This is a genomic window from Hydrotalea sp. GW822-HT8A01 (genome assembly GCF_058798575.1).
Genome location: NZ_CM179506.1, coordinates 1,816,834 through 1,843,512, shown reverse-complemented (window position 1 = coordinate 1,843,512; position 26,679 = coordinate 1,816,834). Strand labels below are relative to the sequence as shown.

22 protein-coding genes are annotated in these 26,679 nt (G+C 38.0%); 12 read left to right on the top strand and 10 right to left on the bottom strand.

Features of this window, described 5'->3' with window-relative positions:
* Positions 1-136: 136 nt before the first annotated feature.
* The 6 genes from AC3QLY_RS08005 to secA all read right to left on the bottom strand — a co-directional run bounded on the left by AC3QLY_RS08005 (position 137) and on the right by secA (position 8,606).
* Entirely contained in the window at positions 137-1,321 is a 1,185-nt protein-coding gene (locus AC3QLY_RS08005) for a M20 metallopeptidase family protein (RefSeq protein ID WP_317196295.1), read from the bottom strand.
* A gap of 29 nt (positions 1,322-1,350) precedes the next feature.
* Entirely contained in the window at positions 1,351-1,776 is a 426-nt protein-coding gene (locus AC3QLY_RS08000; RefSeq protein WP_074420722.1) for an SPOR domain-containing protein, read from the bottom strand.
* A 10-nt stretch (positions 1,777-1,786) separates the two neighbouring features.
* Positions 1,787-2,677, bottom strand: coding sequence for an aldehyde dehydrogenase family protein (locus AC3QLY_RS07995; protein ID WP_218330885.1), 891 nt, complete (start codon positions 2,675-2,677; stop codon positions 1,787-1,789).
* Positions 2,678-2,789: 112 nt separating this feature from the next.
* Positions 2,790-4,259: an aldehyde dehydrogenase family protein gene (locus AC3QLY_RS07990; protein ID WP_218330886.1), complete on the bottom strand. Its 1,470-nt coding sequence runs from the start codon at positions 4,257-4,259 to the stop codon at positions 2,790-2,792.
* A 39-nt stretch (positions 4,260-4,298) separates the two neighbouring features.
* Positions 4,299-5,213 (bottom strand): deoxyribose-phosphate aldolase, encoded by a 915-nt coding sequence (deoC, locus tag AC3QLY_RS07985; RefSeq protein ID WP_218330887.1) that lies wholly within the window; start codon positions 5,211-5,213, stop codon positions 4,299-4,301.
* A gap of 87 nt (positions 5,214-5,300) precedes the next feature.
* Positions 5,301-8,606: a preprotein translocase subunit SecA gene (gene secA / locus AC3QLY_RS07980; RefSeq protein WP_218330888.1), complete on the bottom strand. Its 3,306-nt coding sequence runs from the start codon at positions 8,604-8,606 to the stop codon at positions 5,301-5,303.
* 239 nt (positions 8,607-8,845) lie between these two features.
* Between secA and AC3QLY_RS07975 the strand changes: the two genes are divergently transcribed.
* From AC3QLY_RS07975 to mdh, 8 genes are all read left to right on the top strand, one after another.
* Entirely contained in the window at positions 8,846-9,454 is a 609-nt protein-coding gene (locus tag AC3QLY_RS07975) for a DUF6992 family protein (RefSeq protein ID WP_141676827.1), read from the top strand.
* Between the two features lie 83 nt (positions 9,455-9,537).
* Positions 9,538-10,416 (top strand): ATP synthase F1 subunit gamma, encoded by an 879-nt coding sequence (gene atpG, locus AC3QLY_RS07970; RefSeq protein ID WP_074418555.1) that lies wholly within the window; start codon positions 9,538-9,540, stop codon positions 10,414-10,416.
* 41 nt (positions 10,417-10,457) lie between these two features.
* Entirely contained in the window at positions 10,458-11,189 is a 732-nt protein-coding gene (scpB, locus tag AC3QLY_RS07965) for an SMC-Scp complex subunit ScpB (RefSeq protein ID WP_081298673.1), read from the top strand.
* Positions 11,190-11,237: 48 nt separating this feature from the next.
* Positions 11,238-12,449: a diaminopimelate decarboxylase gene (lysA, locus tag AC3QLY_RS07960; RefSeq protein ID WP_074418556.1), complete on the top strand. Its 1,212-nt coding sequence runs from the start codon at positions 11,238-11,240 to the stop codon at positions 12,447-12,449.
* A 16-nt stretch (positions 12,450-12,465) separates the two neighbouring features.
* Positions 12,466-13,242: an ABC transporter ATP-binding protein gene (locus AC3QLY_RS07955; protein ID WP_074418557.1), complete on the top strand. Its 777-nt coding sequence runs from the start codon at positions 12,466-12,468 to the stop codon at positions 13,240-13,242.
* Between the two features lie 185 nt (positions 13,243-13,427).
* On the top strand, positions 13,428-13,772 hold the full coding sequence (locus AC3QLY_RS07950; protein ID WP_143439134.1) for a hypothetical protein: 345 nt from the start codon (positions 13,428-13,430) through the stop codon (positions 13,770-13,772).
* Positions 13,773-14,013: 241 nt separating this feature from the next.
* On the top strand, positions 14,014-14,514 hold the full coding sequence (locus tag AC3QLY_RS07945) for a TlpA family protein disulfide reductase (RefSeq protein ID WP_218330889.1): 501 nt from the start codon (positions 14,014-14,016) through the stop codon (positions 14,512-14,514).
* 96 nt (positions 14,515-14,610) lie between these two features.
* Complete coding sequence (mdh, locus tag AC3QLY_RS07940) at positions 14,611-15,540, top strand: malate dehydrogenase (protein ID WP_218330890.1); 930 nt, start codon at positions 14,611-14,613, stop codon at positions 15,538-15,540.
* Between the two features lie 44 nt (positions 15,541-15,584).
* Here the strand turns inward: mdh and AC3QLY_RS07935 are convergent, their stop codons facing one another.
* The 4 genes from AC3QLY_RS07935 to AC3QLY_RS07920 form a co-directional block, all read right to left on the bottom strand.
* Entirely contained in the window at positions 15,585-16,595 is a 1,011-nt protein-coding gene (locus AC3QLY_RS07935; RefSeq protein WP_218330891.1) for a glycosyltransferase family 9 protein, read from the bottom strand.
* Between the two features lie 109 nt (positions 16,596-16,704).
* The gene (locus AC3QLY_RS07930) at positions 16,705-17,940 is read right to left on the bottom strand and encodes an MFS transporter (RefSeq protein WP_068243242.1); all 1,236 of its coding nucleotides are present in this window, start codon (positions 17,938-17,940) and stop codon (positions 16,705-16,707) included.
* A gap of 110 nt (positions 17,941-18,050) precedes the next feature.
* Positions 18,051-18,716 (bottom strand): DedA family protein, encoded by a 666-nt coding sequence (locus AC3QLY_RS07925; protein WP_218330892.1) that lies wholly within the window; start codon positions 18,714-18,716, stop codon positions 18,051-18,053.
* A gap of 25 nt (positions 18,717-18,741) precedes the next feature.
* A complete protein-coding gene (locus AC3QLY_RS07920; RefSeq protein ID WP_218330893.1) occupies positions 18,742-19,986 on the bottom strand; it encodes a dicarboxylate/amino acid:cation symporter in 1,245 nt (414 codons plus the stop codon).
* Positions 19,987-20,295: 309 nt separating this feature from the next.
* On the opposite strand from AC3QLY_RS07920, the gene AC3QLY_RS07915 reads away from it, so the two are divergent.
* The 4 genes from AC3QLY_RS07915 to AC3QLY_RS07900 all read left to right on the top strand — a co-directional run bounded on the left by AC3QLY_RS07915 (position 20,296) and on the right by AC3QLY_RS07900 (position 26,673).
* The gene (locus AC3QLY_RS07915; RefSeq protein WP_074418033.1) at positions 20,296-21,780 is read left to right on the top strand and encodes an APC family permease; all 1,485 of its coding nucleotides are present in this window, start codon (positions 20,296-20,298) and stop codon (positions 21,778-21,780) included.
* Positions 21,781-22,004: 224 nt separating this feature from the next.
* Entirely contained in the window at positions 22,005-22,727 is a 723-nt protein-coding gene (locus tag AC3QLY_RS07910) for a YebC/PmpR family DNA-binding transcriptional regulator (RefSeq protein ID WP_074418043.1), read from the top strand.
* Positions 22,728-22,751: 24 nt separating this feature from the next.
* Complete coding sequence (locus tag AC3QLY_RS07905) at positions 22,752-23,210, top strand: thiol-disulfide oxidoreductase DCC family protein (protein ID WP_228733151.1); 459 nt, start codon at positions 22,752-22,754, stop codon at positions 23,208-23,210.
* 208 nt (positions 23,211-23,418) lie between these two features.
* Complete coding sequence (locus tag AC3QLY_RS07900) at positions 23,419-26,673, top strand: TonB-dependent receptor (protein ID WP_074418035.1); 3,255 nt, start codon at positions 23,419-23,421, stop codon at positions 26,671-26,673.
* Positions 26,674-26,679: the final 6 nt, after the last annotated feature.

Genomic DNA, 26,679 nt, shown 5'->3' with positions numbered 1-26,679 from the left:
TCCATATTACAAAAATTCAGTGAAACCACCTGATTTTTTTGTTGAAAAGTATAGTAAATTTGCGGATTTATTTTGTGATGTGCTTATATTTTTATATTTATCAATACTTTTCAATGGGCATGTAAGTGGTGTATACTTATTCAATAGTAGCAATGGCCCCCAGCCAGGCCATCATTCCCATTCCGGTTTTAATAGCAGCTTCATCAATATTAAATGTAGGGGTATGTACACCCGATGTAATTCCCTTTTCCGTATTCATTACACCCAGTCTGAAAAAGCAACCCGGAACTACCTGAGTATAATATCCAAAATCTTCTGCACCCATTCTAATTTCTGTTTCTTCCACATTTTCGCTGCCCATGTATGCATCGGCCAGTTTCCAGGCAGTATCCGTCAATTGTGCATCGTTATCCACCGTAGGATAGCCAACATCAATATGTAACTGCACCTCAGCCCCCATACTTTCGGCCACGCCTATTACTATTTTCTCAATAAGTGTATGGGCTTTAAAACGCCATTGTTCATCCATGGCTCTGAAAGTGCCCATTAATTTTACCTCATTGGGAATTACGTTGGTAGTATGCCCACCCTGTATGGCACAGATAGATAAAACAGAAGGCGATAATGGGTTATTGTTTCTGGAAATAACCTGCTGCAAAGCAATAATGATATGCGATGCCACCAGTATGGTATCTACCGTTAAATGCGGTGCTGCGGCATGGCCTCCTTTGCTTTTAATGGTAATATATATTTCATCGGCACTGGCCATTACACGCCCTTTTCTGAAACTTAATTTACCCACCTGTAAACCGGGGTGAACATGTAAACCAATAATTCCCTGTGGTTTGGGATGTTCCAATACGCCTTCCTTAATTAAAAGGCTGGCGCCACCTGGATTTCTTTCTTCACCGGGTTGAAAAATAAATTTAACGGTACCCGACCATTCGGTTTTTAATTCGTTCAAAATTTTTACTGCTCCCAACAAACAGGTAGTATGTACATCATGTCCGCAGGCATGCATAACGCCTTCGTTGGTTGAACGATAAGGCACTTCATTTTCTTCTGCTATTGGCAAAGCATCCATATCGGCACGCAGGGCAATGATTCGGCTATGTGGCTCTTTTCCCTCAATCATTCCCACCACACCGGTTCCTGCTTTTACTTCAAAAGCAATACCCCATTCATTTAATTTAGATTGTATGAACCGGGAGGTTTCAAATTCCTGATAACTTAATTCAGGATGGGCATGTAACCAATGGCGAACTGCAACAAACTCATCTGCATATAATTTAGCCCGCTGTTGTATTCTTGTTAAAAGCATATTCATATTTTAAACTAATCAATTGCCTTTTAATTAGGCATACCGGTAGCGGCATATTCCACCATATCATCTACCACATACACGCTAAAGGGAAATGTATTGTTTAATTGCGTTCGTAATAATTCCGCATCTTCTCGTTTCAGGAAGTTACCAATTTTTACTTTGAAATAAGGACTTTGAAATAAAATATACGATTTTTGATCAGGAAATTTAGCCAGCAATTCAGATTTAATTTTAAATGCTTCATCCCTACTGCTGGTAGTAATTACCTGAATGCGATAGCCTTTGACTAAACCGCCCGATGACTTTAAAAGCATTCGTTTATTCATGGCAGCTTGTTTGGTTACCAGCGTATCTATTCGTACATCTTTGTGTACAATAATCGTATCAGGTGTATTGGCAATAATTGTTTTTCCAACCAATAAGCATACAAAAAGCACCAAAATTCGCTGCATAAAAAAATATTTAGTAACCGGATTTGCCGGCAGCAACCGTTTCAATAGGATGCCAGATGGTTTTTATTTCCTGTGTATCCAATATAAAGTAAGGCGACTGTCCGGCGGTATCATCCAGCCAATTTTTAATATTGTATTCAATTACCCTTTTTACATTCAAGGATGCTTTTTCTTTCACCAACTGCACCTCTGCTTTTGATAATTGATTGAATACAATGGCATTTACATCCATATGTTCTGCAAAGTACTTCAATAATTCGTTGGATTTTCCGGTTAAAATGTTAACAACCCCCCCCGGCACATCTGATGAATGAATGATTTCTGCTAAACTGATTGCAGAAATGGGTAAACTTTCTGATGCCAATACCACACAGGTATTGCCGCCTGCAATAACCGGTGCTATTACAGATACCAATCCAATGAAAGCTGATTGTTGTGGGGCTACAATTGCTACTACACCGGTAGGCTCCGGCACAGAGAAATTAAAGTGTGGCGATGCAACGGGATTAACAGCACTAAACACCTGCTGATACTTATCGCACCAGCCGGCATAATACACCAACCGATCAATAGCTGTGCTCACTTCAGTAACGGCATCCATTGTTTTACTTCCTTGTAGCAATAATTCATCTACCAACTGATTTTTTCTGCTTTCCAACATTTCAGCCATACGGTACAGTATTTGCGAACGATTGAAGGCCGATTTGCCCGACCAACCGCTTAAAGCACCACGAGCTGCTACTACCGCATCACGAAAATCTTTTCTGGAAGACTGGCACATATTGGCAAGTAATTTCCCTTTGGCATCTTTAATAGCATAATACCTGCCTGATTCGGTTCTGGGAAACTGGCCTCCTATATAGAGCTTATATGTTTTCAGTACATCAATTCTTTCTGTCATACTTCAAAATTAAAAATTCAAAAAATGGTTTTAGAGGTATATTTTACAAAAAACCATCTACAAATAATTTGTAACCATTCCAATCAGGTTTTACTACATCAATTCTATACCGCTATTTAAGATAAGCGCTTAAACCATGCAACCCTCCTTCTCTGCCAAAACCGCTTTCTTTGTAGCCGCCAAAGGGCGAAACGGGATCGAATTTATTATAGGTATTGGCCCAAACTACGCCTGCTCGCAAACGGGTGGTGATGTTAAAAATACGAGAGCCTTTGTTCGTCCATACCCCTGCACTTAAACCATAGGGTGTATTATTGGCTTTTTCAATTACTTCATCATCGGTTCTAAAGGTTTGAATGGCCAATACCGGGCCAAAAATTTCTTCCTGTGCAATGCGGCTGCTTTGTGCAACGTTGGTAAATAAAGTTGGCCTACAGAAATAGCCTTTACCGGGCAAATCGCAACTGCTTTCAAACATTTCTGCACCTTCTTTTTTCCCGATAGCAATGTATTTTTGAATGGTTTGTAATTGTTGTTTTGAATTAATGGCACCTATATCGGTATTTTTATCTAAGGGATTGCCCACTATTAAGGTAGCAATCCTGTCTTTTAATTTTTGTAACACTTCTTTGTAAACTGATTCCTGTACAAACAAACGGGAACCCGCACAACAAACATGCCCCTGATTAAAATAAATACCATTGATAATGCCTTCCACCGCCTGATCAATGGGTGCATCTTCAAAAATAATATTGGCAGCTTTGCCGCCCAGCTCTAAGGTTAATTTTTTATGCGTGGCGGCAGTTGCACGCTGAATAGTTTTACCCACTTCTGTTGAGCCTGTAAACGCAATTTTATCAATATCGGGGTGATTGACCAGGGCAGCACCGGTAGCACCTGCACCGGTAATAATATTAACTACACCGGGTGGCAAATCACAGTCCTGAATCAGTTCGGCCAATTTTAATGCAGTTAAAGGTGTTGTTTCAGCAGGTTTTAACACTACGGTATTACCACAGGCTAATGCAGGAGCAATTTTCCATGCCGCCATCAGTAAAGGAAAATTCCATGGAATGATTTGTCCGGCCACACCTAACGGTACCGGGTTTCTGTTAGAAAAGACATAAGCTAATTTATCGGCCCATCCCGCATAATAAAAGAAATGATTGGCAGCGAGGGGTATATCAATATCTCGTGATTCGCGGATGGGTTTACCTCCATCTAAACTTTCAATAATGGCAAATTCTCTGGCTCTTTCCTGAATCATCCTTGCAATACGGAAAATATATTTAGCACGTTCTTTAGCTGGCATTTTAACCCAAACATCTTTATATGCGGCTCTTGCGGCTTTCACGGCTTTATCAACATCGGCAATACCCGCTTCGGCAACAGATGCAATTTTTTGTTCCGTAGCCGGATTAATGGTATCAAAATATTTTTTACTGAGTGGTTTTTCGAATTTTCCGTTTATAAAAAGTTGGTATTGTTCTTTCAATGAAGCAGCACTCACACTTTCGGGTGCCGGTGCATAGTTCGTTTTAAAGTTGAGGGAAGGTGTATTATTTTTAGCTATTTTGGCCATAAAAATTGATTAATAAAATATTCAAATAAACAATTCACACTAATCGATTGAGAAATAGTTGGCTGCCTGATACACACCGGTACGCTCTTTCTCTAATTGCATCAATACATCATTAGCAAGGCTGCTTGCACCAAAACGAAACCATTCATTATTCAACCAATCGTTGCCCAATGTTTCCTGCACCATTACCAAATAATGCAATGCGGCTTTGGCTTTAGAGATACCCCCTGCAGGTTTCATGGCAATTTTTTTTCCGGTTCTATAATAAAAATCGCGAATGGCTTCTAACATTACTAAGGTAACCGGCATGGTAGCTGCAGGTTGAATTTTGCCCGTTGAGGTTTTAATAAAATCGGCACCGGCATACATTGCTATTTCGCTGGCACGGCGTACATTATCGTAAGTAACCAATTCACCGGTTTCCAGAATAACTTTTAATCGGGCAGTACCACAGGCTTCTTTTACTGCAGCAATTTCATCAAACACAAAATTGTACTCACCCTGCAGAAATTTTCCTCTGCTAATTACCATGTCAATTTCATCAGCACCTTGTTGCACGGCAAATTTGGTATCTCTAATTTTCACATCACGCGATGACTGGCCACTTGGAAAAACTGTTGCTACCGAAGCTACTTTTATGCCGGAACCTTCTAATGCTTTTTTAGCAACAGCAACCATGGAAGGATACACACATATAGCCGCTACCGTTAGTAGGCCGGGATAAGCATCATACAGGTGCATGGCTTTATAGCATAATTGTTTTACTTTTCCGTCGGTATCTTTTCCTTCTAAGGTTGTTAAATCAATCATATTCAAGGCCAGTTTTAAACCGTTTACTTTGGTTTCGGCTTTAATACTGCGTTTGGTAAATCGGGCGGCTCTTTCTTCTACGCCAACATGATCTATTTGAGGCGTATTTCTAAAATCGGGTAAAAATGCTGTTACAGCAGGCATATAGCAAGTTTAATTATTTCAAAAGTAAATAAAAAAGGGGTTAAAAGCAGGAATATGCTGATAACCCCTTTCCGGTAAAATATATGTTTACGCTTCTTTTCCGTGGCAGTTTTTATATTTTTTGCCGCTTCCGCATGGACAGGGATCATTACGACCAATTTTCGGACCGACTTTAACCGGCTCTTGTTTTACTGGAGTGGGATCGTAATAATCATCTTCTCTAACGGCACCATTCAATGATTCTTTTTGGGTGCGCATATTACTTAAATCAGTTTTACGCTGACGGCCCTCCCGAACGGTTTCACCTTCCTGCAAAGGAATGGTAGCATGGCAAAGGAATTGAACAATTTCTTTATTCACTTCACTATCCATTTGTTTGAACAAATTAAAGGCTTCCATTTTATAAATTACTAATGGATCTTTCTGCTCATAGGCTGCGGTTTGAACACTTTGTTTTAAGTCGTCCATGGCTCTTAGATGTTCTTTCCAGGCATCATCAATAAACGCCAATGTAACAGATCGCTCAAGTGCATTCACCAATTCGATACCGTTGGTATCGAGTGTTTTTTGCATATTGGCCAATACCTGTAATTGTTTTCTGCCATCACCAAAAGGTACAATTACATTTTCGATATGGGCGCCTTGTTGTTGACGAATATTTTTAAATACCGGTAATGTTTGTGTGGCCAGTTCTACTTTCTTGCTTTGGTAATTGGTAATGGCCTGATTGTATAATTTTTCGGTTAACTGTTGTTCTGATAATTTATTCAGTTCTTCCGGTGTAATATTGGTATCGGTTCCAAAGTGTACAATACAGGCTAATCGCAATCCTTCAAAATCATCTTCTACTTTAAATCCGTTAATAATTTCTGCGGCTACACTGTAAAAAGCATTGTCTAAATCGAGTGCCAAACGTTCTCCAAACAAAGCATGGCTGCGTTTGGTATAAATAACGGTACGTTGTTTATTCATTACATCATCATACTCTAACAACCGCTTTCGAATGCCGAAATTGTTTTCTTCTACTTTTTTCTGTGCACGTTCAATAGATTTGGTAATCATGCTATGCTGAATCACCTCACCTTCTTTATAACCTGCAAAATCCATTACTTTGGCAATTCTATCACTGCCAAACATGCGCATTAAATCGTCTTCCAACGAAACGAAGAAAACGGAAGAACCAGGATCGCCCTGGCGACCGGCACGGCCACGAAGCTGTAAATCAACCCTTCTGGATTCATGACGTTCGGTACCCAGAATGGCCAAACCACCTGCTTCTTTTACACCGGGTCCTAATTTGATATCGGTACCACGACCGGCCATATTGGTAGCAATGGTTATAGCGCCTGCCATACCGGCTTCAGCAATAATTTGTGCTTCACGGGCATGTTGTTTGGCATTTAATACATTATGGGCAATTTGTTTTTGCCGTAACATCCTGCTGAGTAGCTCACTTACTTCTACTGAGGTAGTACCTACCAGAACCGGGCGGCCATTTTTTTGCAGATTCAAAATTTCTTCAATTACTGCACCAAATTTTTCTCTTTTGGTTTTAAATACCAAATCGTTGCTATCTTTTCTTATTACAGGCACATTGGTGGGTATGGCCACTACATCTAATTTATAAATATCCCATAACTCGGCGGCTTCTGTTTGTGCAGTACCCGTCATACCGGCTAATTTATGGTACATTCTAAAATAATTTTGCAGGGTAACGGTAGCATAGGTTTGTGTAGTAGCTTCTATCTTCACATTTTCTTTTGCTTCAATAGCTTGGTGCAAACCATCTGAATAACGCCTGCCATCCAAAATACGTCCGGTTTGTTCATCTACAATTTTTACCTGCCCGTCTAAAACAACATATTCATCATCTTTTTCAAATAAGGTATAGGCTTTCAATAATTGTTGTACGGTATGAATACGATCTGCTTTTTGCGCATATTCATTAATCAGGACTTCTTTTTTGTGTATTTTTTCTTCGGCACTGAGTGTATTGTTCTGCTCAATTTCACCGAGTGCTACACTAATATCAGGCAATATAAAAAAGTGTGGGTCTTCGCCCGATTTGGTAATCAGGTTAATCCCTTTATCAGTTAACTCAACCGAATTATTTTTTTCATCAATATAAAAATAGAGTTCCGCATCTACAATGTGCATTTCCCGCGACTGATCGGCCATGTAATAATTTTCTGCTTTTTGCAGTTTCATGCGCATGCCCGGTTCACTTAAATATTTGATGAGTGCATTATTTTTAGGCAATCCTCTAAAAGCGCGGTACAGCAATAATCCGCCATCTTTCGGATCGTCATTGCCTTCTGCAATTTTTTTCTTGGCCTCAATTAAAAACTGGTTCACCGCTTTTTTCTGTGCTTCTACCAATTTTTCAATTCGGGGTTTCAGTTCAAAAAATTGTTCAATATTGTCTTGTTTACCAATGGGGCCCGAAATAATTAAAGGAGTTCTGGCATCATCAATCAATACACTATCTACTTCATCTATTATGGCATAATGGAATTTCCGTTGTACCATTTCATCGGGAGAGTGAACCATGTTATCGCGCAGGTAATCAAAACCAAATTCATTATTGGTTCCGTATACAATATCAGCCAGATAAGCATTGCGCCTGTTTTCTGTATTGGGATCGTGTTTATCAATACAATCTACTTTCAGGCCCAAAAATTCAAAAATGGGTCCATTCCATTCAGAGTCACGTCGAGCCAGATAATCATTCACTGTTACAATATGCACCCCTTCGCCGGCCAGGGCATTCAGGTAAGCAGGCAAAGAAGAAACCAATGTTTTACCTTCACCGGTAGCCATTTCCGCAATTTTTCCCTGATGTAATACCACACCACCAATCAATTGCACATCATAATGCAGCATATTCCAAACCACTTTACCACCCGCAGCCATCCAGTTATTGTTAAATACTACTTCATTGTTGCGAATAGTGATATAATCTTTTTTCACACTCAATTCCCGATCCAAATCAGAAGCTGTAGCTACAAGTGTTTCGTTCTCTTTAAACCTGCGTGCTGTTTCTTTCACCACGGCAAAAGCTTCAGGTAAAATTTCATTCAGTACAGTTTCAATATGTTTATCCCGCTCTTTTTTTAATTTATCGAGCTGATGGTATAATTTATCTTTCTCATGAATTTCGGTAGGTGGCAACGCATCTGCCTCTTGTTGCAAGAGGGCAATTTCATCATCAATTTCAGTAAGATGGGCTTTTATTTTTGCTTTAAATTCAACAGTTTTGTTGCGCAAAGCATCATTGCTGAGCGTTTTATATTGTTCATAAAACTGATTAATTTTTTGAACAATAGGAAGAATTTTTTGAACGTCTTTTTCGCTCTTATTTCCACCTAAAATTTTTGACATTAATTTCAGCATATCTCAAAATAACTTGTGGTGTATTAAAAAAAGTTTTTTATCCAAAATCAGTGCTACAAAACCATTTAAGCCAAAATGACATAAACAGGGGCATCAAAGGTAAACAATTTGAAGGTTCTCAATGTTTATCAGGCGCAATAATACTGCTTTATCAATTACTTAACGAATTCACCATTTATTTTGGGTTTGAAATCATTTTAGTGCTATTCCTGCATTCATTTCACAATAATTTGGATATTATGAACAAAAAGTTTTGGTTATTAATTGTAACAAGTGGCTTTTTTGCCATTACAATTGAGGCACAAATCAATTTAACAGACAGTTCACTGCAACAGAAATATGATAGTATTTACATAAATCGCCAAACGCTGATAAAAAACAACATGAGTATTTTGGGCGCATGGGCAGGGCTAAATATCATCCAAAGCAGTATCAGTGCTGCCAGTACTTCAGGAAATACACAGACTTTTTTTAAAATGAATGTATATTGGAACACCGTGAATGCTGCCATAGCAGGTATTGGATTTTTACAGGCCAAAAAAGCGCTCACAAAAAAAATTACCCCGCAGCAAAATTGGCTACAGCAGCAAAAAACAGAACAATTTTTACTGCTGAATACAGGATTAGATGCAGCTTACATTACAACAGGTTTGTATTTAAGAGAGCATGGCCTAAGAAAAAACAACGACCAAACAGAGGGTTTTGGCAGCAGTATAATACTTCAGGGCAGCTTTTTATTTGTTTTAGATGTAATTCAGTACTTAGAACATCACCAAAACGGTAAAAGACTTTCAAAGCTTTGTTTAGAGCCTGCCAATAATGGTTTAGGATTGGTTTGGCACCTGTAAACCAAAATTTTAAGTAGATTTTTAAGGAAGGATGGGAATTTAATACCAATCTGCTACTTTTGCAGCCAATTTAAAGTTGAAATATGGCCGGTCAGTTAAAAGAAGTACGTAACAGAATTAAAAGTGTACAAAGCACCCAGCAAATTACCAAAGCCATGAAAATGGTAAGTGCTGCCAAATTACGCAGGGCACAGGATGCCATTATACAAATGCGCCCCTATGCCCGAAAATTACAGGAAATGCTCAGCAATATTGTTAGCAATATGGAAGGTGGTGCCTCACTTGCATTGGCTGAAGAACGCCCGGTTGAAAAGGTGCTACTGATTGTAATTACCAGCGATCGCGGACTTTGTGGCGCCTATAATTCCAATGTAGTAAAATTGGCCAAGCAAACCATTGCCGAAAAATATGCAGCCCAATTAAAAAAAGGCAATATCACTATTTGGAATATTGGTAAAAAAGGTTATGAAAGCCTGTCAAAGCAGGGTTTTAAAACTGAAGAAACTTATAAAGATATTTTTTTACAGCTCAGCTTTGAAAAAGTTCAAGAAGCCGCACAGGCTGCCATGTATGCTTTTGAAAACAAAACTTTTGATGCGGTTGAAATTATTTACAGCGAATTTAAAAATGCTGCATCACAACGTTTTGTTGCAGAACAGTTTTTACCCATCCCAAAAATTCAACAAACCGGATCACAAAAAGCAGATTTTATTTTTGAACCCGAAAAAGAAATTTTGCTTACTGAGCTGATGCCTAAAATTTTAAACACACAACTATATAAAGCAGTATTGGATGCCAATGCAAGCGAACATGGCGCCAGAATGACGGCCATGGACAAAGCCAGCGACAATGCCAATGAATTATTAAAATCGTTGCGTATTTCGTACAACAGGGCCAGACAGGCAGCCATTACAACCGAACTTACAGAAATAGTGAGTGGAGCAGCCGCTTTACAAGGTTAATCAAAAAAACCTATTTTAGTAACTCCTTAAGCAACATAACAGTGGAATTAAGTGCTATTATACCACATATTGAGGCATTGATTTTTGCCAGCGAAAAACCACTGACAGTTTCCGAAATGGTAGAGCTGATTAATAATGCTTTTGGTTTTATGGAAGAAAGAATTAATCTGGAACAGATACAAATGGCGCTTCAAGGTATTACCGAAAAATACAAATCAGAATTTTACCCCTTTGAAGTAATTGAAAGCGGCGGTGGATGGCAATTTCTAACCAAAAAAGCATTTCACAAAACAGTTGTACAACTAAATGGAGATAAATTTTTAAAACGCCTTTCCAATGCAGCTTTGGAAACATTAGCCATTATTGCTTATAAACAACCTATTACAAAAGGAGAAATTGAAACCATTCGCGGTGTAAACAGCGATTACAGTGTTCAAAAATTATTAGAAAAAGAATTAATATTAATAAGCGGCCGAAATGAAGAATTGCCCGGTAAACCTTTGTTATACACCACTTCTAAAAATTTCATGGATTATTTTGGCATAAACTCACCTGATGATTTACCTAAAATAAAAGAAGTATTGGCTGAGCAGGCTGTTGATGCCACCGTTATTAAACCGGAAGATTTTATGAGTGCCACCCAATCAAATGAGGAAGATAACAGCAGCAACATTGTTGTAAATGCGCAGGGTGAACTTTTAGTGGATGACAGTATCAGTTCTGAAAACGAAGCGAACGAGGATTTGATTGAACCGGAAAATTCTCCTGAATAAACATTTCTATCATCCTCAATCTATTTTTTCAAGCTGTATCTTCGCAGCATGCAGCCACTCAGTAACGAAACTTTATTAGCCATAGCACATGATTATGGCACACCGGTTTATGTGTATCATGCAGAAAAAATTGAGGCACAGTACCAACAACTAACCCATGCATTTCAAGAAACCAATACCCGTTTTTTTTATGCCTGCAAAGCATTAACCAATATCAGTATCTTAAAATACATTGGCAATTTGGGTTGCAATATGGATTGCAGTTCAATTAATGAAGTGCAATTGGCACTATATGCAGGTATTCCGCCTAACAGAATTTTATATACCTCTAACGGTATAGCCTTTGACGAAATTGAGGCAGCCGCTCAAGAAGGTGTGCACATTAATATTGACAGCATTTCCAACTTAGAAAAATTTGGCAAAAAATACGGCAATACCTACCCCGTTGGTATCCGGTTACGCCCCAATATTCTGGCAGGAGGCAATTTAAAAATATCTACCGGACACGATAAAAGCAAGTTTGGCATACCGGTTGACCAAATAGCAGAAATTTTAAACATTATTCAGCAATACAACCTTATCATTAAAGGATTGCACATACATACCGGCAGCGAAATAAAAGATGTTTCGGTATTTGTGCAAGGCATTACCGTGCTGTTTGATTTAATTCCAAAATTTAACCACTTAACATACATTGACCTGGGTGGGGGCTTTAAAGTACCTTACAAAGAAAACGAAGAAGGCACTAATATTGAACTACTGGCTAAAGAAGTAAAAAGAGCATTTTCGGCGCACCCCAACCCAAATGGCAAACCGTTAGAGGTTTGGTTTGAACCAGGTAAATATCTGGTAAGTGAAGCAGGATATTTCATTACACAGGTAAATGTACTGAAACCCACTTCTGCTACTACATTTGTAAGCGTAAACAGTGGCTTTAATCATTTAATACGCCCCATGTTTTATGATGCCTATCATCGCATTCAAAATATCAGCAATCCAAACGGTAAACATATACACTATTCAGTTGTAGGTAATATTTGCGAAACCGATACTTTTGCATGGAACCGTTTATTAAATGAAACCAGAGAAGGTGATTTTTTAGTGTTTTACAATGCCGGCGCTTATGGTTTTGAAATGAGCAGTAACTTTAATAGCAGATTTAAGCCCGCCGAAGTATTAGTATTAAATGGGAAAACGCATTTAATTAGAAAAAGAGACAGCTGGCAGGATTTATTGAAGAACCAAATAGAAGTTCTGTAGCTTAGCATAATATGATATGATTGAAATTAGCCACATAAAAAAAACATTCGGAGATAAAACCATTTTGGAAGACATCAGTGCTACCATGGAGGCTGGCAAATGTAACCTCATTATCGGCACCAGTGGTAGTGGTAAAACGGTTTTGACCAAATGTATTGTGGGGCTTTTTACACCCGACTCAGGCGATGTTTTATACAGCGGTGAAAGTATGCTGACCATGAACAAACATGAGAAAAAAATACTCCGGCAACAAATTGGCATGCTGTTTCAGGGCTCGGCACTATTCGATTCAAAAACTGTAGAAGAAAATGTACGTTTTCCACTCGATATGTTCAGTAAACTTTCCATGACAGAAAAACAAAAACGGGTGAATGAAGTGCTGGAAAGGGTAAACTTATCCGGATCCAATCAAAAATTTCCGGCTGAATTAAGTGGTGGTATGAAGAAAAGAGTAGGTATTGCCAGAGCCATCGTACTCAATCCGAAATATTTATTTTGCGATGAACCCAACTCAGGATTAGATCCGCAAACTTCTTTACTGATTGATAAACTCATTAAAGATATTACACATGAATTTAATACCACAACCATTGTGGTAACACACGATATGAATAGTGTAATGGAAATTGGCGACCATATTATTTATCTCCATAATGGCCGCAAACAGTGGGAAGGCAGTAATAAAGACATCATTTTCAGCAAAGACCAGTTACTCAATAATTTTATTTTTGCATCTGAATTTTTACAGGATGCCAAAGAAATGCGCATGATAGAAGCTGCACAAAAAAAATAGAATATATCTTACGCCCTCTTTCAATTCGTTCCATAAAATATTGGTTCACTCAATTTCCCCATACCCTAGCTACTACCACCAATTCAATACTTAACATTCTTTTTTAAAATTATTTTACCGGCTAAATAAACTTCTTCATCCGCTAATGGTCTGTTATTATACACCATCTATAAAAAATGAAACTCATGAAAAAAACAGTTTTCCTTTTAACAAGCGGTTTATTTTTCACCATTGCAGCAATGGCACAAACCGGAGCTACCACCAGCACTCCTACTCAAAATCCTGCAGTAAAATCAGGCATGAAAGACATGCGTCATGATGTGCGTGATATTAGAAAAGACAAAAGGCAACGTGCAGAAGCCTTAGAAAATGGGAATAAAGCAAAAGCAAATGCTTTAGGTAAAGACATTCGCTCTGATAAAAAAGATATGAATCAGGACAGAAAACAATTACAGGCCGAAGGCGTAAAACATCCTGTTAAGCGCGCCGACAGACAAATTCACAGACAAAACATGACGCACAAAGGGTAAAAACAGAAGCGTATTTTCGTTGTTCAGAACCTGCTCGAATCAGCTGATTTCGACAGGTTTTTTTATGCTATAGCCTAATTTCCCACCAACAAAACAATTCCTCTATTTTAACAATATGCAGGTATTTTCTCAATTAATTTTGTGTTTTAAAACCGTCATCAAAAAACGTATTCGTATCTTTATGCCGCATTTACGGTTTGTAAATTGTTTCATTTCAAAACAAGTTAAATTACTATACAACATGAAGCACATATTCATCGCTTGCGCCATTATTTGCTGGCTTCCCTTCCTCACAAATGCACAAACAAATAATGACAGTTTACCAGCCTATTTAAAAAATCCAACCATTCCTTCCTTTCAGATTTTAAGTACAGACAGTACCTGGTTTACCAATCGTTCCCTTCCTAAAAACATTCCGGTTGCCATTATTTACTTCAGCCCCGATTGTGGCCATTGCCAATATGAGGCAAAAGAACTCAACAAAAAAATGGATAGTCTTTCCAACATATTTTTTGTTTGGGTTAGCTACCACCCTTTTGATGATATTAAAAAATTTTATTTTGATTATGGCCTGAGTAAGTATAAAAATGTGGTTGCAGGAAGAGATCCCCAATATTTTATACCCGCATTTTATAAAGTAGAATTTACCCCTTTTATAGCCTTATATAATAAGCATGGTAAGTTTGTAAAAGAATTCAGACAGGGCGCTTCACCTCAGGAAATAATGGAAGCCTTACAATAAAAATTTTGAAAGCTTACCTTAAAATAATAGCTATCCCATTTGGATAATAATAGGTTTTTGAAATAAATTTATTCACTAATTATTAAATATGTTTTTATGAAAATTACCGTTGTAGGTGCAGGTGCCGTTGGTGCAACATGTGCCGATAATATTGCCAGAAAAGAACTTTGCCATGAACTGGTTTTATTAGACATTAAGGAAGGCATTGCCGAAGGGAAAGCACAAGACATGATGCAAACTGCAGCTTTACTGGGTTTTGATACCCGCATTAGCGGCAGCACCAATGATTATTCAAAAACTGCCCATTCGGATGTGGTGGTAATTACTTCAGGTTTACCGCGTAAACCCGGTATGACAAGAGAAGAATTGATTGGTGTAAATGCAGGCATTGTAAAAGGTGTTGCAGAAAACATCTTAAAATATTCACCCAATGCAATTTTCATCATCATATCCAACCCAATGGATACCATGACTTATTTAACATTACAGGCTACCGGATTACCTAAACACCGCGTAATCGGAATGGGCGGCGCATTAGACAGCTCCCGTTTCCGTTATCAGTTAAGCCAGCACTTAGGCTGCAGCCCTGCTGATTTAAATGCAGTGGTAGTGGGCGGACACGGTGATACCACTATGATTCCATTGATTCGTTTAGCAACCTGGAACAGTGTACCTGTTACCAAATTTTTATCTGCCGAACAGCAACAACAAATTATTAATGATACGATGGTGGGCGGTGCTACATTAACCAAATTAATTGGTACATCGGCCTGGTATGCACCCGGCGCTGCCTGTGCAGCTATGGTAGAGAGCATTGTACGCGATGAGAAAAAATTAATTACCAGTTGTGTTTATTTAGATGGCGAATATGACCAAAAAGATATTTGCATGGGCGTACCCGTAATCATTGGAAAAAATGGCTGGGAAAAAATTCTGGATTTTGAATTAAATGAAGATGAAAAAGCAGCATTTGCAAAAAGTGCCGCCGCTGTTAGAGGCATGAATGATGTGCTGAAAACATTGTAATGATCAATATACCTTCGTAATGAGCCCTGTTTTAATAGCAGGGCTTATTTTTTTGTAACCATTGCCAACGCATCCTTTGCTATTTGATCCACATCCTGCCATTGCATACAATGAAAATGCTTTTTAGGGCAGGTTGTAGTACCGTAATTTGAACAGGGCTGACAAGCTAAATTTGGTACCACATAGTTATGGTACAAATGATGCAATGCTTCATTTACGTAACCGGTTCCGTAATAAGGTTCCACATCTAATGCTGGCGAAGTACCACCCCAAATGGCCAATACTTTTTTTTGAAATGCACAGGCAATATATTGTAAACCGGTATCATGCGAAATCACCAGATTGGAATGGCGAACAATATCGGCAGATTCATGTAAAGAAAATTTTCCACAGGCATTATAAACTTTAATATCATCAACAGTAGCTATGGCCGCACCCATCGTAGCATCTTCTTTTCCCCCTACCAATACAATGGGGTAGTTGATGGCAGCACACAATTCTTGCAGTTTTTCCAAAGGCAACTTCTTGGTAAAATACGATGCTCCAATTACAATGGCAATATAACCGGCACTATGCGATACCGGTAAATCGCCTGGCTTTAGTGTTGCATGCAATGGTATAAAATAATCTAACCCCCTCCCATCATCAGTAACCCCCAAAGGTGCTAAAGCATCTAAACAACGTAGTGATATGTGCCTACCCGGCATTAAGTTAATGTGAAATCGGGTTAGTAAAAATTTTTGTACACTCAGTTTTCGATAAGCCAATACTTTGGTACGCAAAGCCCAACGAATTTTATAAGAACGAAAGTTTTTATGAAAGTCAATTACATAATCAAACTGCTCAGCTTTCAAAGTTTTGATTAGGGCAGATAAATTGCCATTGTAATAATGAAATTGATCGATGTATGGATTGGCTTCTGTAACCGCTTTAAACTGAAGTTTACTCAAAAAATGAATTTCAACATTGGGTAGTTGTTGCTTCAGACAACGTATAGCCGGCGTGGTTAATACAATATCTCCAATTGAAGAAAAACGAATCACCAACAACTTCATACAAAGTTTTTAGAAATCAATAATGTTACAGGCCACCTATTTTCAATCGCCCATCAGTTGTAACGATGCTGTATTGACGGAAGATATACTTTATCAGGAAATTGCCCGGCTATGGCAATACCTCATCCACTTCTACATAATTCAAATCTTTATGAAAAGTTTCTTCAGTATACCAGGCAGCCAATACAGCAATAAGCATTACAACAATTCCTGTTATCCAGGCACTTTTTAAATAATCGGTATATGATTGTAATCCTGTAAATAGCAAAGAAACTAATACCAATGAACCTCTTACCATATTGGGTACCGTTGTTGCCACTGTTGCACGAATATTGGTACCAAACTGTTCTGCTGCCATGGTTACAAAAATAGCCCAGAAGCCCGTTCCGAAACCTAAAATAGCAGCTACCAAATACAGCATGTTTACCGATTGCCCATGCAGATTAAAAAACCATACAATTGAAATGGCCGTAATACCATAAAAAATAAACACCGCTTTTTTTCTGCTTTGTAATGCCTGGCTTAAAAAGCCTACCAGTACATCTCCAATTGAAATGGCCACATACGCATACATTACTGCTTTCCCCGGATCTACAGTACCCTGAATTTGCATGTGCGCTCCAAACTCTTTTGAAAAGCTAATAAGTATACCAATCACATACCAGGTGGGTAATCCTATTAAAATGGCCTTCATGTATTTTAGAAAATATTTTCGTTTCAAGAACAACATAAAAAAATCGCCCTTGCGTACATTTTTATGTTGCAGTGATTGAAACATACCCGACTCTAAAACACCCACCCGCAATAACAATAATAACAGCCCCAAACCGCCGCCAATAAAATAACAGGTACGCCATTCAAACATTTCTTTAATAAAAAATGCAAATACAGCACCGGTTAAACCAATGCCTGCAACCATTGATGTGCCTATCCCTCTTTTTTCTTTAGGCAATAATTCACTTACTAATGTTATACCTGCTCCCAATTCACCGGCCAAACCAATACCGGAAATAAAGCGCACCAATGCATATTGGTGTACCGTTTGTACAAACCCGTTGGCAATATTTCCAATAGAGTATAATATAATGGAAGCAAATAAAACTTTAAGTCTTCCTTTTTTATCGCCCAAAACACCCCATAATATGCCGCCCAGCAACAGCCCAATCATTTGAATGTTTAAGATAAACAACCCATCGCCTGCAATCTGAGCATCGGTTAAACCCAATGATTTTAAAGAAGGAACACGTATAATGCTGAATAAGAGCAAATCATAAATATCTACAAAATAACCTAATGCGCCTATAATAACGGGTAATGACAGGATGCCATATTGCTTTTGATTCATACCGATTGTTTCAATCTAATTTTTAAAGGCATGAATATAAATAAAATGGAGAAAGGTTGATGCAAAACGAATAAAAGAAGCTGTAAAAACATCCTGAACAGCAGTTTTAGCTATTGCTTTCTTCGTTTACCCAAAAACAATTTAATTAATACTGGTGCAGTGGTTACCAAAACAATAGCCAGCACAATAATTTCTAAATGCTTTTTAATATCAAACTGATAGTTTACAATAAAAAACCTGTCTAAATAATGTCCACCTGCTACCATTGCAATTACCCAGGCTACGCATCCTACAATATTAAAGAAGGTAAATTTTTTATGCTCCATGGCCACAATGCCCGCTACAATAGGTGCAAATGTTCTTACAATTGGAATAAATCGGGCAAATATAATGGCACCGCCGCCATGCTTTTCATAAAAATCGTGTGCCTGTTGTAAATAATGTTGTTTAAAAATAAAATTATCTTTCCAATGATACATGGCCGGCCCTACTTTTCTACCAAACCAATAACCAGCCGCATTGCCCAAAATGCCTGCCAGCGAAATCAATACAATCAACAAAACCAAATTAATAAAGCTGCTATTCGATTCGATAAAAGATGCCATTAGCATATTACTGTAAATACCTGCAACAAATAATAAACTATCGCCTGGTAAAAAAAATCCGACAAATAATCCGGTTTCAGCAAATACAATAAACAGCAGCACCCAAAGACCGCCATGCTCAATATAAAACTGTGGTTGTAATAACTGATGCCATTCAAAAGATAACAACATACTATTTAATTAAAATGAATGTATTTTAAGCTGCATTTTCCAATTCCATTGCCCCCTCCCATTTGCTTACCACTGAAGTAGCCAAAGCATTTCCCAACACATTGGTAGCCGTTCTAAACATATCACAGAAATGATCGATTGGCAATATTAAAGCAATCCCCTCAGGTGGAATGTTAAACATTGCACAAGTTGCCGTAACCACTACCAAAGAAGCACGAGGCACACCGGCAATACCTTTACTGGTTAACATTAAAACAATTAACATGGTGAGCTGGGTGCCAATATCTAAATGAATACCATAGGCCTGTGCAATGGCTAAACTGGCAAAAGTCATGTACATCATACTTCCGTCTAAATTGAAGGAATAGCCCAGGGGCAGAATAAATGCAACAATTTTATTGTTACAACCAAAGCGTTCGAGTTCCTCTGTTAATTTGGGAAAAACTGCCTCGCTGCTGGTGGTACTAAAAGCAATAATGAGTGGTTGAACAATTCTGCGTACCAAAGCAGGCAATCGGTTTTTTAAAATCATAGCCCCTACTATTAATAACAATGCCCACAACAAAAAAATACCCAACATAAAATACAAGAGATACAAACTGTAAAACCTAAACACTTCTAACCCATTGGTGGCAATAACCGCGGCAATAGCACCAAATACACCCAATGGTGCAAATCCCATTATATAACCTACCATTTTTAAAATTACCTGCGCTACCGCATCCAATACTTTAATAATAATTTTTCCGGTATTACCCAAAGCAGCAGTTGCTATACCAAAGAAAATAGAAAAAATTACAATTTGTAAAATTTCATTGGTAGCCATGGCCTCAATAATACTTTTGGGGAAAACATGGCTCACAAAAGTATCTAAAGAAAAAGACTGTGTTTTACCCAATAAATCTTTGGCACCGCCGGTATCAGCTGCCGTTAAATGTATACCGGTACCGGGTTTAAAAATATTAACCAGTAAAAGCCCCAATAATAAACTGGTAAAAGATGCTGAGATAAACCAAAGCAATGCTTTACCGCCCACCCTTCCAACCGTTTTTAAATCACCCAATTTGGCAATACCCACTACAAGTGTACTGAATACAAGCGGGGCAATAATCATTTGCACCAATCGCAGAAATATGGTGGTTAATAAATTGGCTTTTGGCGCAAAAGCAGCAATAAAGGTTGGGGATGAATTTTCATGCACCAGATAACCAACGCCAATACCCAGTAACATCGCTATTAAAATATAGAGGGTTAATCTGTTTTTCTTCATATGGTGTTTCTGTTTAAGCAGCGCATGCAGCCAGAATACTGCACTATTTTATTAAATATAATTGCAGGCTTTTCAAAACCGGTTATACAAAGCGGCAATATAGGTATAAACCACGTATAATGAATACTCCTTACAGATTGTTTTGCAAAAGAAACACTTGTATTTCAGAACAGTATTTGCTTTCAATTTTTTATGCACCTGTTTCAAAAAATCAATTATTCCGCGCTGTTTCATAAAGTTTTACCTGCTGTAATGAATTAAATTCCTATTTTTCCAATTCGAAAATTGTAAAACCTAATCAACTGTACCATGAGTTTATTTAGAAAAAAATCAATTGAGGGCATTATGACGCAGGCTTCCGATAGTGAATCGGGTTTAAAAAGAACCCTGGGAGCCGGAAACCTGATAGCCTTAGGTATTGGTGCCATTATTGGCGCAGGATTGTTTGTAAGAACTGCGGCTGCAGCTGCCGAAGCCGCAGGCCCGGGCGTTACTTTATCATTTGTTGTAGCTGCTGTTGGCTGTGCTTTTGCCGGCTTATGTTATGCTGAATTTGCTTCTATGATACCCATTGCGGGTAGTGCTTATGCCTACTCTTATCTTACAATGGGTGAATTAATTGCCTGGATTATTGGTTGGGCACTTATTATGGAATATGCACTGGGTGCTGCTACCGTTTCTATTGCCTGGAGCGAATACCTGAATAATTTGCTGGGAGGGCAAATCCCATATGAATGGTGCCACTCGCCCTTCGAAACTTCTATGAACGGTGTTCGGGGCATCATCAATTTGCCGGCTTTAGTGATATTGCTTGCATTGACCTTATTATTAATTCGTGGTATGCAGGAATCTGCAACCGTTAATATGATTATTGTATTTATAAAAGTTGCCATTGTAATTGCCTTTATTGCCATTGGCTGGCATTTTATTAAGCCCGAAAATCATACCCCTTACCTGATACCCGCCGATGCACCCGGCCATGGTGGTTATTTTAAACATGGATGGGGTGGCGTTTTAGGTGGTGCTGCCATTGTGTTTTTTGCCTTCATTGGCTTTGATGCAGTAAGCACGGCTGCACAGGAAGCTAAAAACCCGAAAAGAGATATGCCGATTGGTATATTAGGATCGCTGGTGGTTTGTACCATTCTCTATATTTTATTTGGTCATGTGCTAACCGGTGTGGCCAATTGGAGTGAATTTGCAAAAGCCGGAAAAGAAGCTTCCGTTGCCTATGCCATTCAACATTATATGACAGGCTATAGCTGGCTGGCTACTGCAGTAACGGTAGCAATTTTAGCCGGTTTCTCTTCTGTTATTCTCGTGATGTTAATGGGGCAAAGCCGTATTTTTTATACCATGAGTAACGACGGATTAATCCCAAAAGCATTTGGCGATTTACATCCCCAATACAAAACCCCGTATAAAGCCAACTGGATATTATTTATTTTTGTTGGTCTTTTTGCTGCATTTGTTCCGGGTAGTGTAGCCGGCGATTTAACTTCATTTGGTACCTTATTTGCCTTTTTATTGGTAAGCCTGGGGGTTTGGATTTTACGCATCAAATCGCCACAAATTCATCGTCCTTTCAAAACGCCATTGGTGCCATTGGTGCCTATTTTGGGATTCGTTATTTGTTTGGGGATGATAGTAGCTTTAGATCCCGAAACCTTAAAAGTTGCGTTTGCCTGGATGGCACTGGGTATTATTGTATACTTTGCTTATAGCCGCAAACACAGCAAACTCAATACACCAGGAGATATTTTACCCAAAGCAACCGATTTTGAAAAAGAGTAAAGACCTTATACCATTCAACCCCGATTCGTCGGGGTTTTTTGTTGTACCACCGTTTACTGCTAAATTTGCCAACAATTTTTTTGTAGCCGGCTGTTGTACGCATGGCATCGCCTGTTGTGTCACTCACTTCAACGTTCCTGCAAAAAGGAGCTTTGTTACGTTCAATGAACAACCTGCCATACTATAAACAAGCCTTCAATTACTTATTATTTATAAATATTATTATGGGAAGGATTTTTGAAGTAAGGAAAGCCACCATGTTTGCCCGTTGGGACAGAATGGCCAAACAATTTACCCGCATTGGAAAAGAAATTGTAATTGCCGTAAAAGCCGGCGGGCCCGATCCTGCTACCAATCCGGCTTTGCGCCGCTGCATGCAAAACGCCAAAAGTGTTAACATGCCAAAAGACCGGGTGGAAGCAGCCATTAAACGCGCCATGGGCAAAGAGGCCACCAATTACGATGAAATTTTATACGAAGGTTATGGCCCGCACGGTGTAGCCTTATTGGTTGAAACGGCTACCGATAATCATGTGCGTACCGTTGCCAATGTTAAAAGCCATTTTAACAAAGGTGGCGGAACATTAGGTAACAGTGGCAGTGTAAGCTTTCAGTTTAAGAAAATGGGGGTATTCAAATTAAAACCCGAAAATTTGGATATTGAATCATTAGAATTAGAACTAATTGATTTTGGTTTAGAAGAAATGGGAGAAAGCACCGATGAAGAAGGCAATAATATTATTGTATTGCGATGCGCTTTTGTTGATTTTGGTAAATTACAAAAAGCATTAGAAGACAAAGGCATTACACCCATCAGCGCTGAATTAGAATGGATTCCTACTACTACAATTCCGGTAAATGATACCCAGGCCGAAGAAGTAAGTAAACTCATTGAACGATTAGAGCAGGATGAAGATGTAACAAAAGTGTTTCACAATATGGGGTAAAAGCTAAAAAGTAAAAAAGCAGGAATGACACAACGTATCCCTGCTTTTTTTGTTAATAGTGATAACATGCAAAATCATCACAACTTATTAAAACCTATCATTTTTTTTGATGGTGTTTGTAATTTATGCAGCCATTCAGTATTGTTTGTACTGCGCAATGATTCAAAACAACAATTTCAATTTGCCTCTTTACAAAGTAATTTCGGGAAAAATATTTTATTAAAATACAACTTACCCTTAGAACATTTCGGCAGTTTTATTCTTTTACAAAACAACAAAATATACACCCAATCAACCGCCGCATTAAAAGTTGCCACTGAGTTAAAATTTCCAATGAACTTGTTGGCAATTGGATGGATAATTCCCAAATTCATCAGAGATAAGGTTTACAACTATATTGCAGCAAACCGTTACCGTTGGTTTGGGAAAAAAAATATCTGCTTCATACCCGATGAAAAATGGAGAAATCGATTTATTGAGTAGCGGCATTAGTCTACTAATACAACATAGTTAAACATAAAATTTTATCAATATTTCTTTTATGCATCAACAATAATAATATTTTCCACACCCAATGCACATAATTATTGCAAAAACAAGATTATTGAAATAGGCAGTAAAGTTTAGTTAAAATTAATTAACAAAATGGTAATTTTAACTTTACATTATTTTATTCAATAAACCTTGCAAAATGATTAAAAAACAATTGTTGAAACCATTGCTGTTGTTAGCACTGTCTATTTTAAGTGCTATTACACTCACAGCACAGATTACCACGGCAATACTCAGTGGTACGGTAAAAGATGAAAAGGGTAAACCACTATCGGGTGCAGTTGTAACCATTGCTTATCCTGATGCGGGAATTAATAAAACAATTATTACAAAATCAGATGGAAGTTTTGAAGTACCCAATCTCAGGGTTGGCGGACCGTATAATGTAACAGCAAGCTATACAGGCTATACTGCCAAAACAGAAAGCAATATTTTTCTTGACCTGGGTCAGAATACAAGTGTTGCAGTACAACTAAGTACCAACATTAATCAATTGAATGATGTGGTAGTTTCTTCAGCAAGTTCAAAAATATTTAATGAAAACAGAACCGGTGCAGCAACAAATATTAACTCCAGACAATTAAGACAGCTTCCTACAATATCAAGATCGGCAGATGATTTTACCAGATTAACTCCATCTGCTTCACAAGGCTATAACGGCACTTCATTTGCTGGAAGAAACGGACAATACAACAATTATTCATTAGATGGTGCGGTTTTTAATAATCCGTTTGGATTAGATGCACCCACTCCGGGTGGACAAACCGGTGCCCAACCTATATCATTAGATGCAATTGATCAAATACAAGTAAATATTGCCCCTTATGATGTTACACAAGCCGGCTTTACCGGGGCCGGTGTTAATACTGTTACAAAAAGTGGAACCAATAAATTTGGCGGTACAGTATATGGATTTTACAGAAACCAAACATTAACCGGCCATAAAGTAGAAGGCACAAAATTCAATATTCCTTCCTTAACCGATTTTCAGGGAGGTGCTTCATTAGGTGGAGCCATTAAAAAAAATAAATTATTCTACTTTGTTAATTTTGAAACTCAACAAAGAGAAGATCAGGCCAGCGCCTATGTAGCACAAAATGCTTCTAATGCCGGCGGATTAACAACATCAAGGGTATTACAGTCTGATTTAGATACCGTAAGCAAAATTTTATTCAATCGCTTTGGTTATGTTACAGGCCCTTATCAGGGTTTTAATTTAAAGCAAATTAATTACAAATGGCTGGCTAAAATTGACTGGGTAATTAATGACCAGCATTCATTATCGTTTACATACAATGGCTTAGATGCTACACAGGAAAAACCTGCACATCCCAATGCCATCAACCGAAGAGGTCCTGATGCCATTACGCTGCAATTCCGAAATTCAGGGTATCAAATGGTTAATAAATTACATTCTTTTGGATTAGAATTAAAATCAAATTTCAATAGCACTTTTGCCAATAAATTCAGGGCAGTTTATACTTTATTCAGAGATCACCGTAATGCATTTTCAACTCCCTTTCCTGTTTTAAATATTACAAAATATGGCGTTCCATATATAGTGGCGGGATATGAACCGTTTTCAATTCACAATGTATTAAATCAGGATGCATTACAATTAACGGATAATTTCAATGTAATTCTTGCAAAACATACATTAACATTTGGTGCTTCATACGAACAATTTAAGTTTGGTAATTCATTTAATTTGTTAGGTTTTGGACCATCGTTGTTTAGCCCAATAGATATCAACACTTTCAAAACACAGGTTCCAATTGGTGGCAATGTAATTTTTGGAGCCTACCCACTTGATGTAGATGTAACTTATGCAAAAAACAGAGCTGCAGCAGATAAATGGGTATGGTATTATTTAACAGTAGGTCAGCTATCTGCTTATGCACAAGATGAATGGAAAGTAGCAAAAAACTTTAAATTAACTTATGGTTTAAGGATTGATAAGCCTATTTACTATCCATCAAAAGCAAGTTATACAAGCCCCAATATGAATAGTAATGGCACTTTTGCCGGAAGCTATACCAGTGGTTCGCCAACTGTTGCCAATACAGATAATTTAAAATTATATAATCCCGAAGGTGTACCAGTAAAAAACGGGCCGGGACAAACCATTGATAATACACGTATGCCTAACGGTACTGCATTGCTGTCGCCAAGAATTGGTTTTAATTGGGATATAAATGGTGATAAAATTGTTCAACTACGCGGTGGTACAGGTTTCTTTACAGGAAGATTTCCATTTGTATGGCTCGGTAATGCCATTGGCAATCCCTTTTCAGGATACTATAATGTAACTGCCAATAATTTCAAATGGCCGCAAATTTGGAGATCAAGCTTAGGTGTTGATTATAAAGCAGCCCCAAGCACTATTCTCACAATAGATGTGGCATACACAAAAGATGTAAATGCAATGATGGTTAGAGATTATGGATTAGGTACTCCTACCGGCCATTTAAATTCTGGAACAGGTGATAATAGAAGCATCTATAATCCATCAGATAAAGGAAGCACAGGCACCTATGTTTTTACCAATACAAAAGTAGGCAATTCATTTAATGCAACTTTCCAGATGCAACATACATTTAAAAAAGGTTTATTTCTCACTGGTTCATATAATTATTTGGCAGCAAATGATGCAAGCTCCATTTCAGCTGAAATTTCAGGGGATGCATTTGATAGGAACCCCATTATAGGGAATGCTAATATTGCAGTAAGTTCACCATCATTATATGGTAATACACACCGTTTTGTATTAGCAGGGATTAAAAAAATTGAATATGGAAAAGAAAAACAGCATGCAACAACCATATCATTTTTTGCCAACTGGTCAAGCGGTAATCGTTTTTCTTATGTATATGGTGGAGATGTAAATCAGGATGGTTCAAGTTTCAATGACTTAATGTATATTCCTACAAAAGCTGAAATCAATAACATGAATTTTGCACCCTTAACTGATGCTTTTGGTAATATTCAAAATGCTGCTCAACAAGGTGCCGCACTCGAAGCTTTTATAGAACAGGATAAATATTTAAGTAAACATCGTGGACAATACACAGGCAAATATGCCGGCGTTACACCTTGGTTTAGCGAAGTTGATATGCGTATTTTACAAGACTTTATTATAAAAGATGGTAATAAAAAAAGAACCATACAATTAAGTTGGGACATTATAAATCTTGGCAATTTAATTAGTAGTAATTGGGGTTTGAGAAAATATGCCAGCGCTACCGGTTATTATCAACCTATTACTTATTTAGGAACCGATAATACCGGTAAATCTATATATCAGTTCGATCCCTCTCAAAAAAGTACATTTACAACCAGTCCTGATTTACCATCCAGATGGCAAATGCAATTTGGAATCAGATACATTTTCTAATTGATT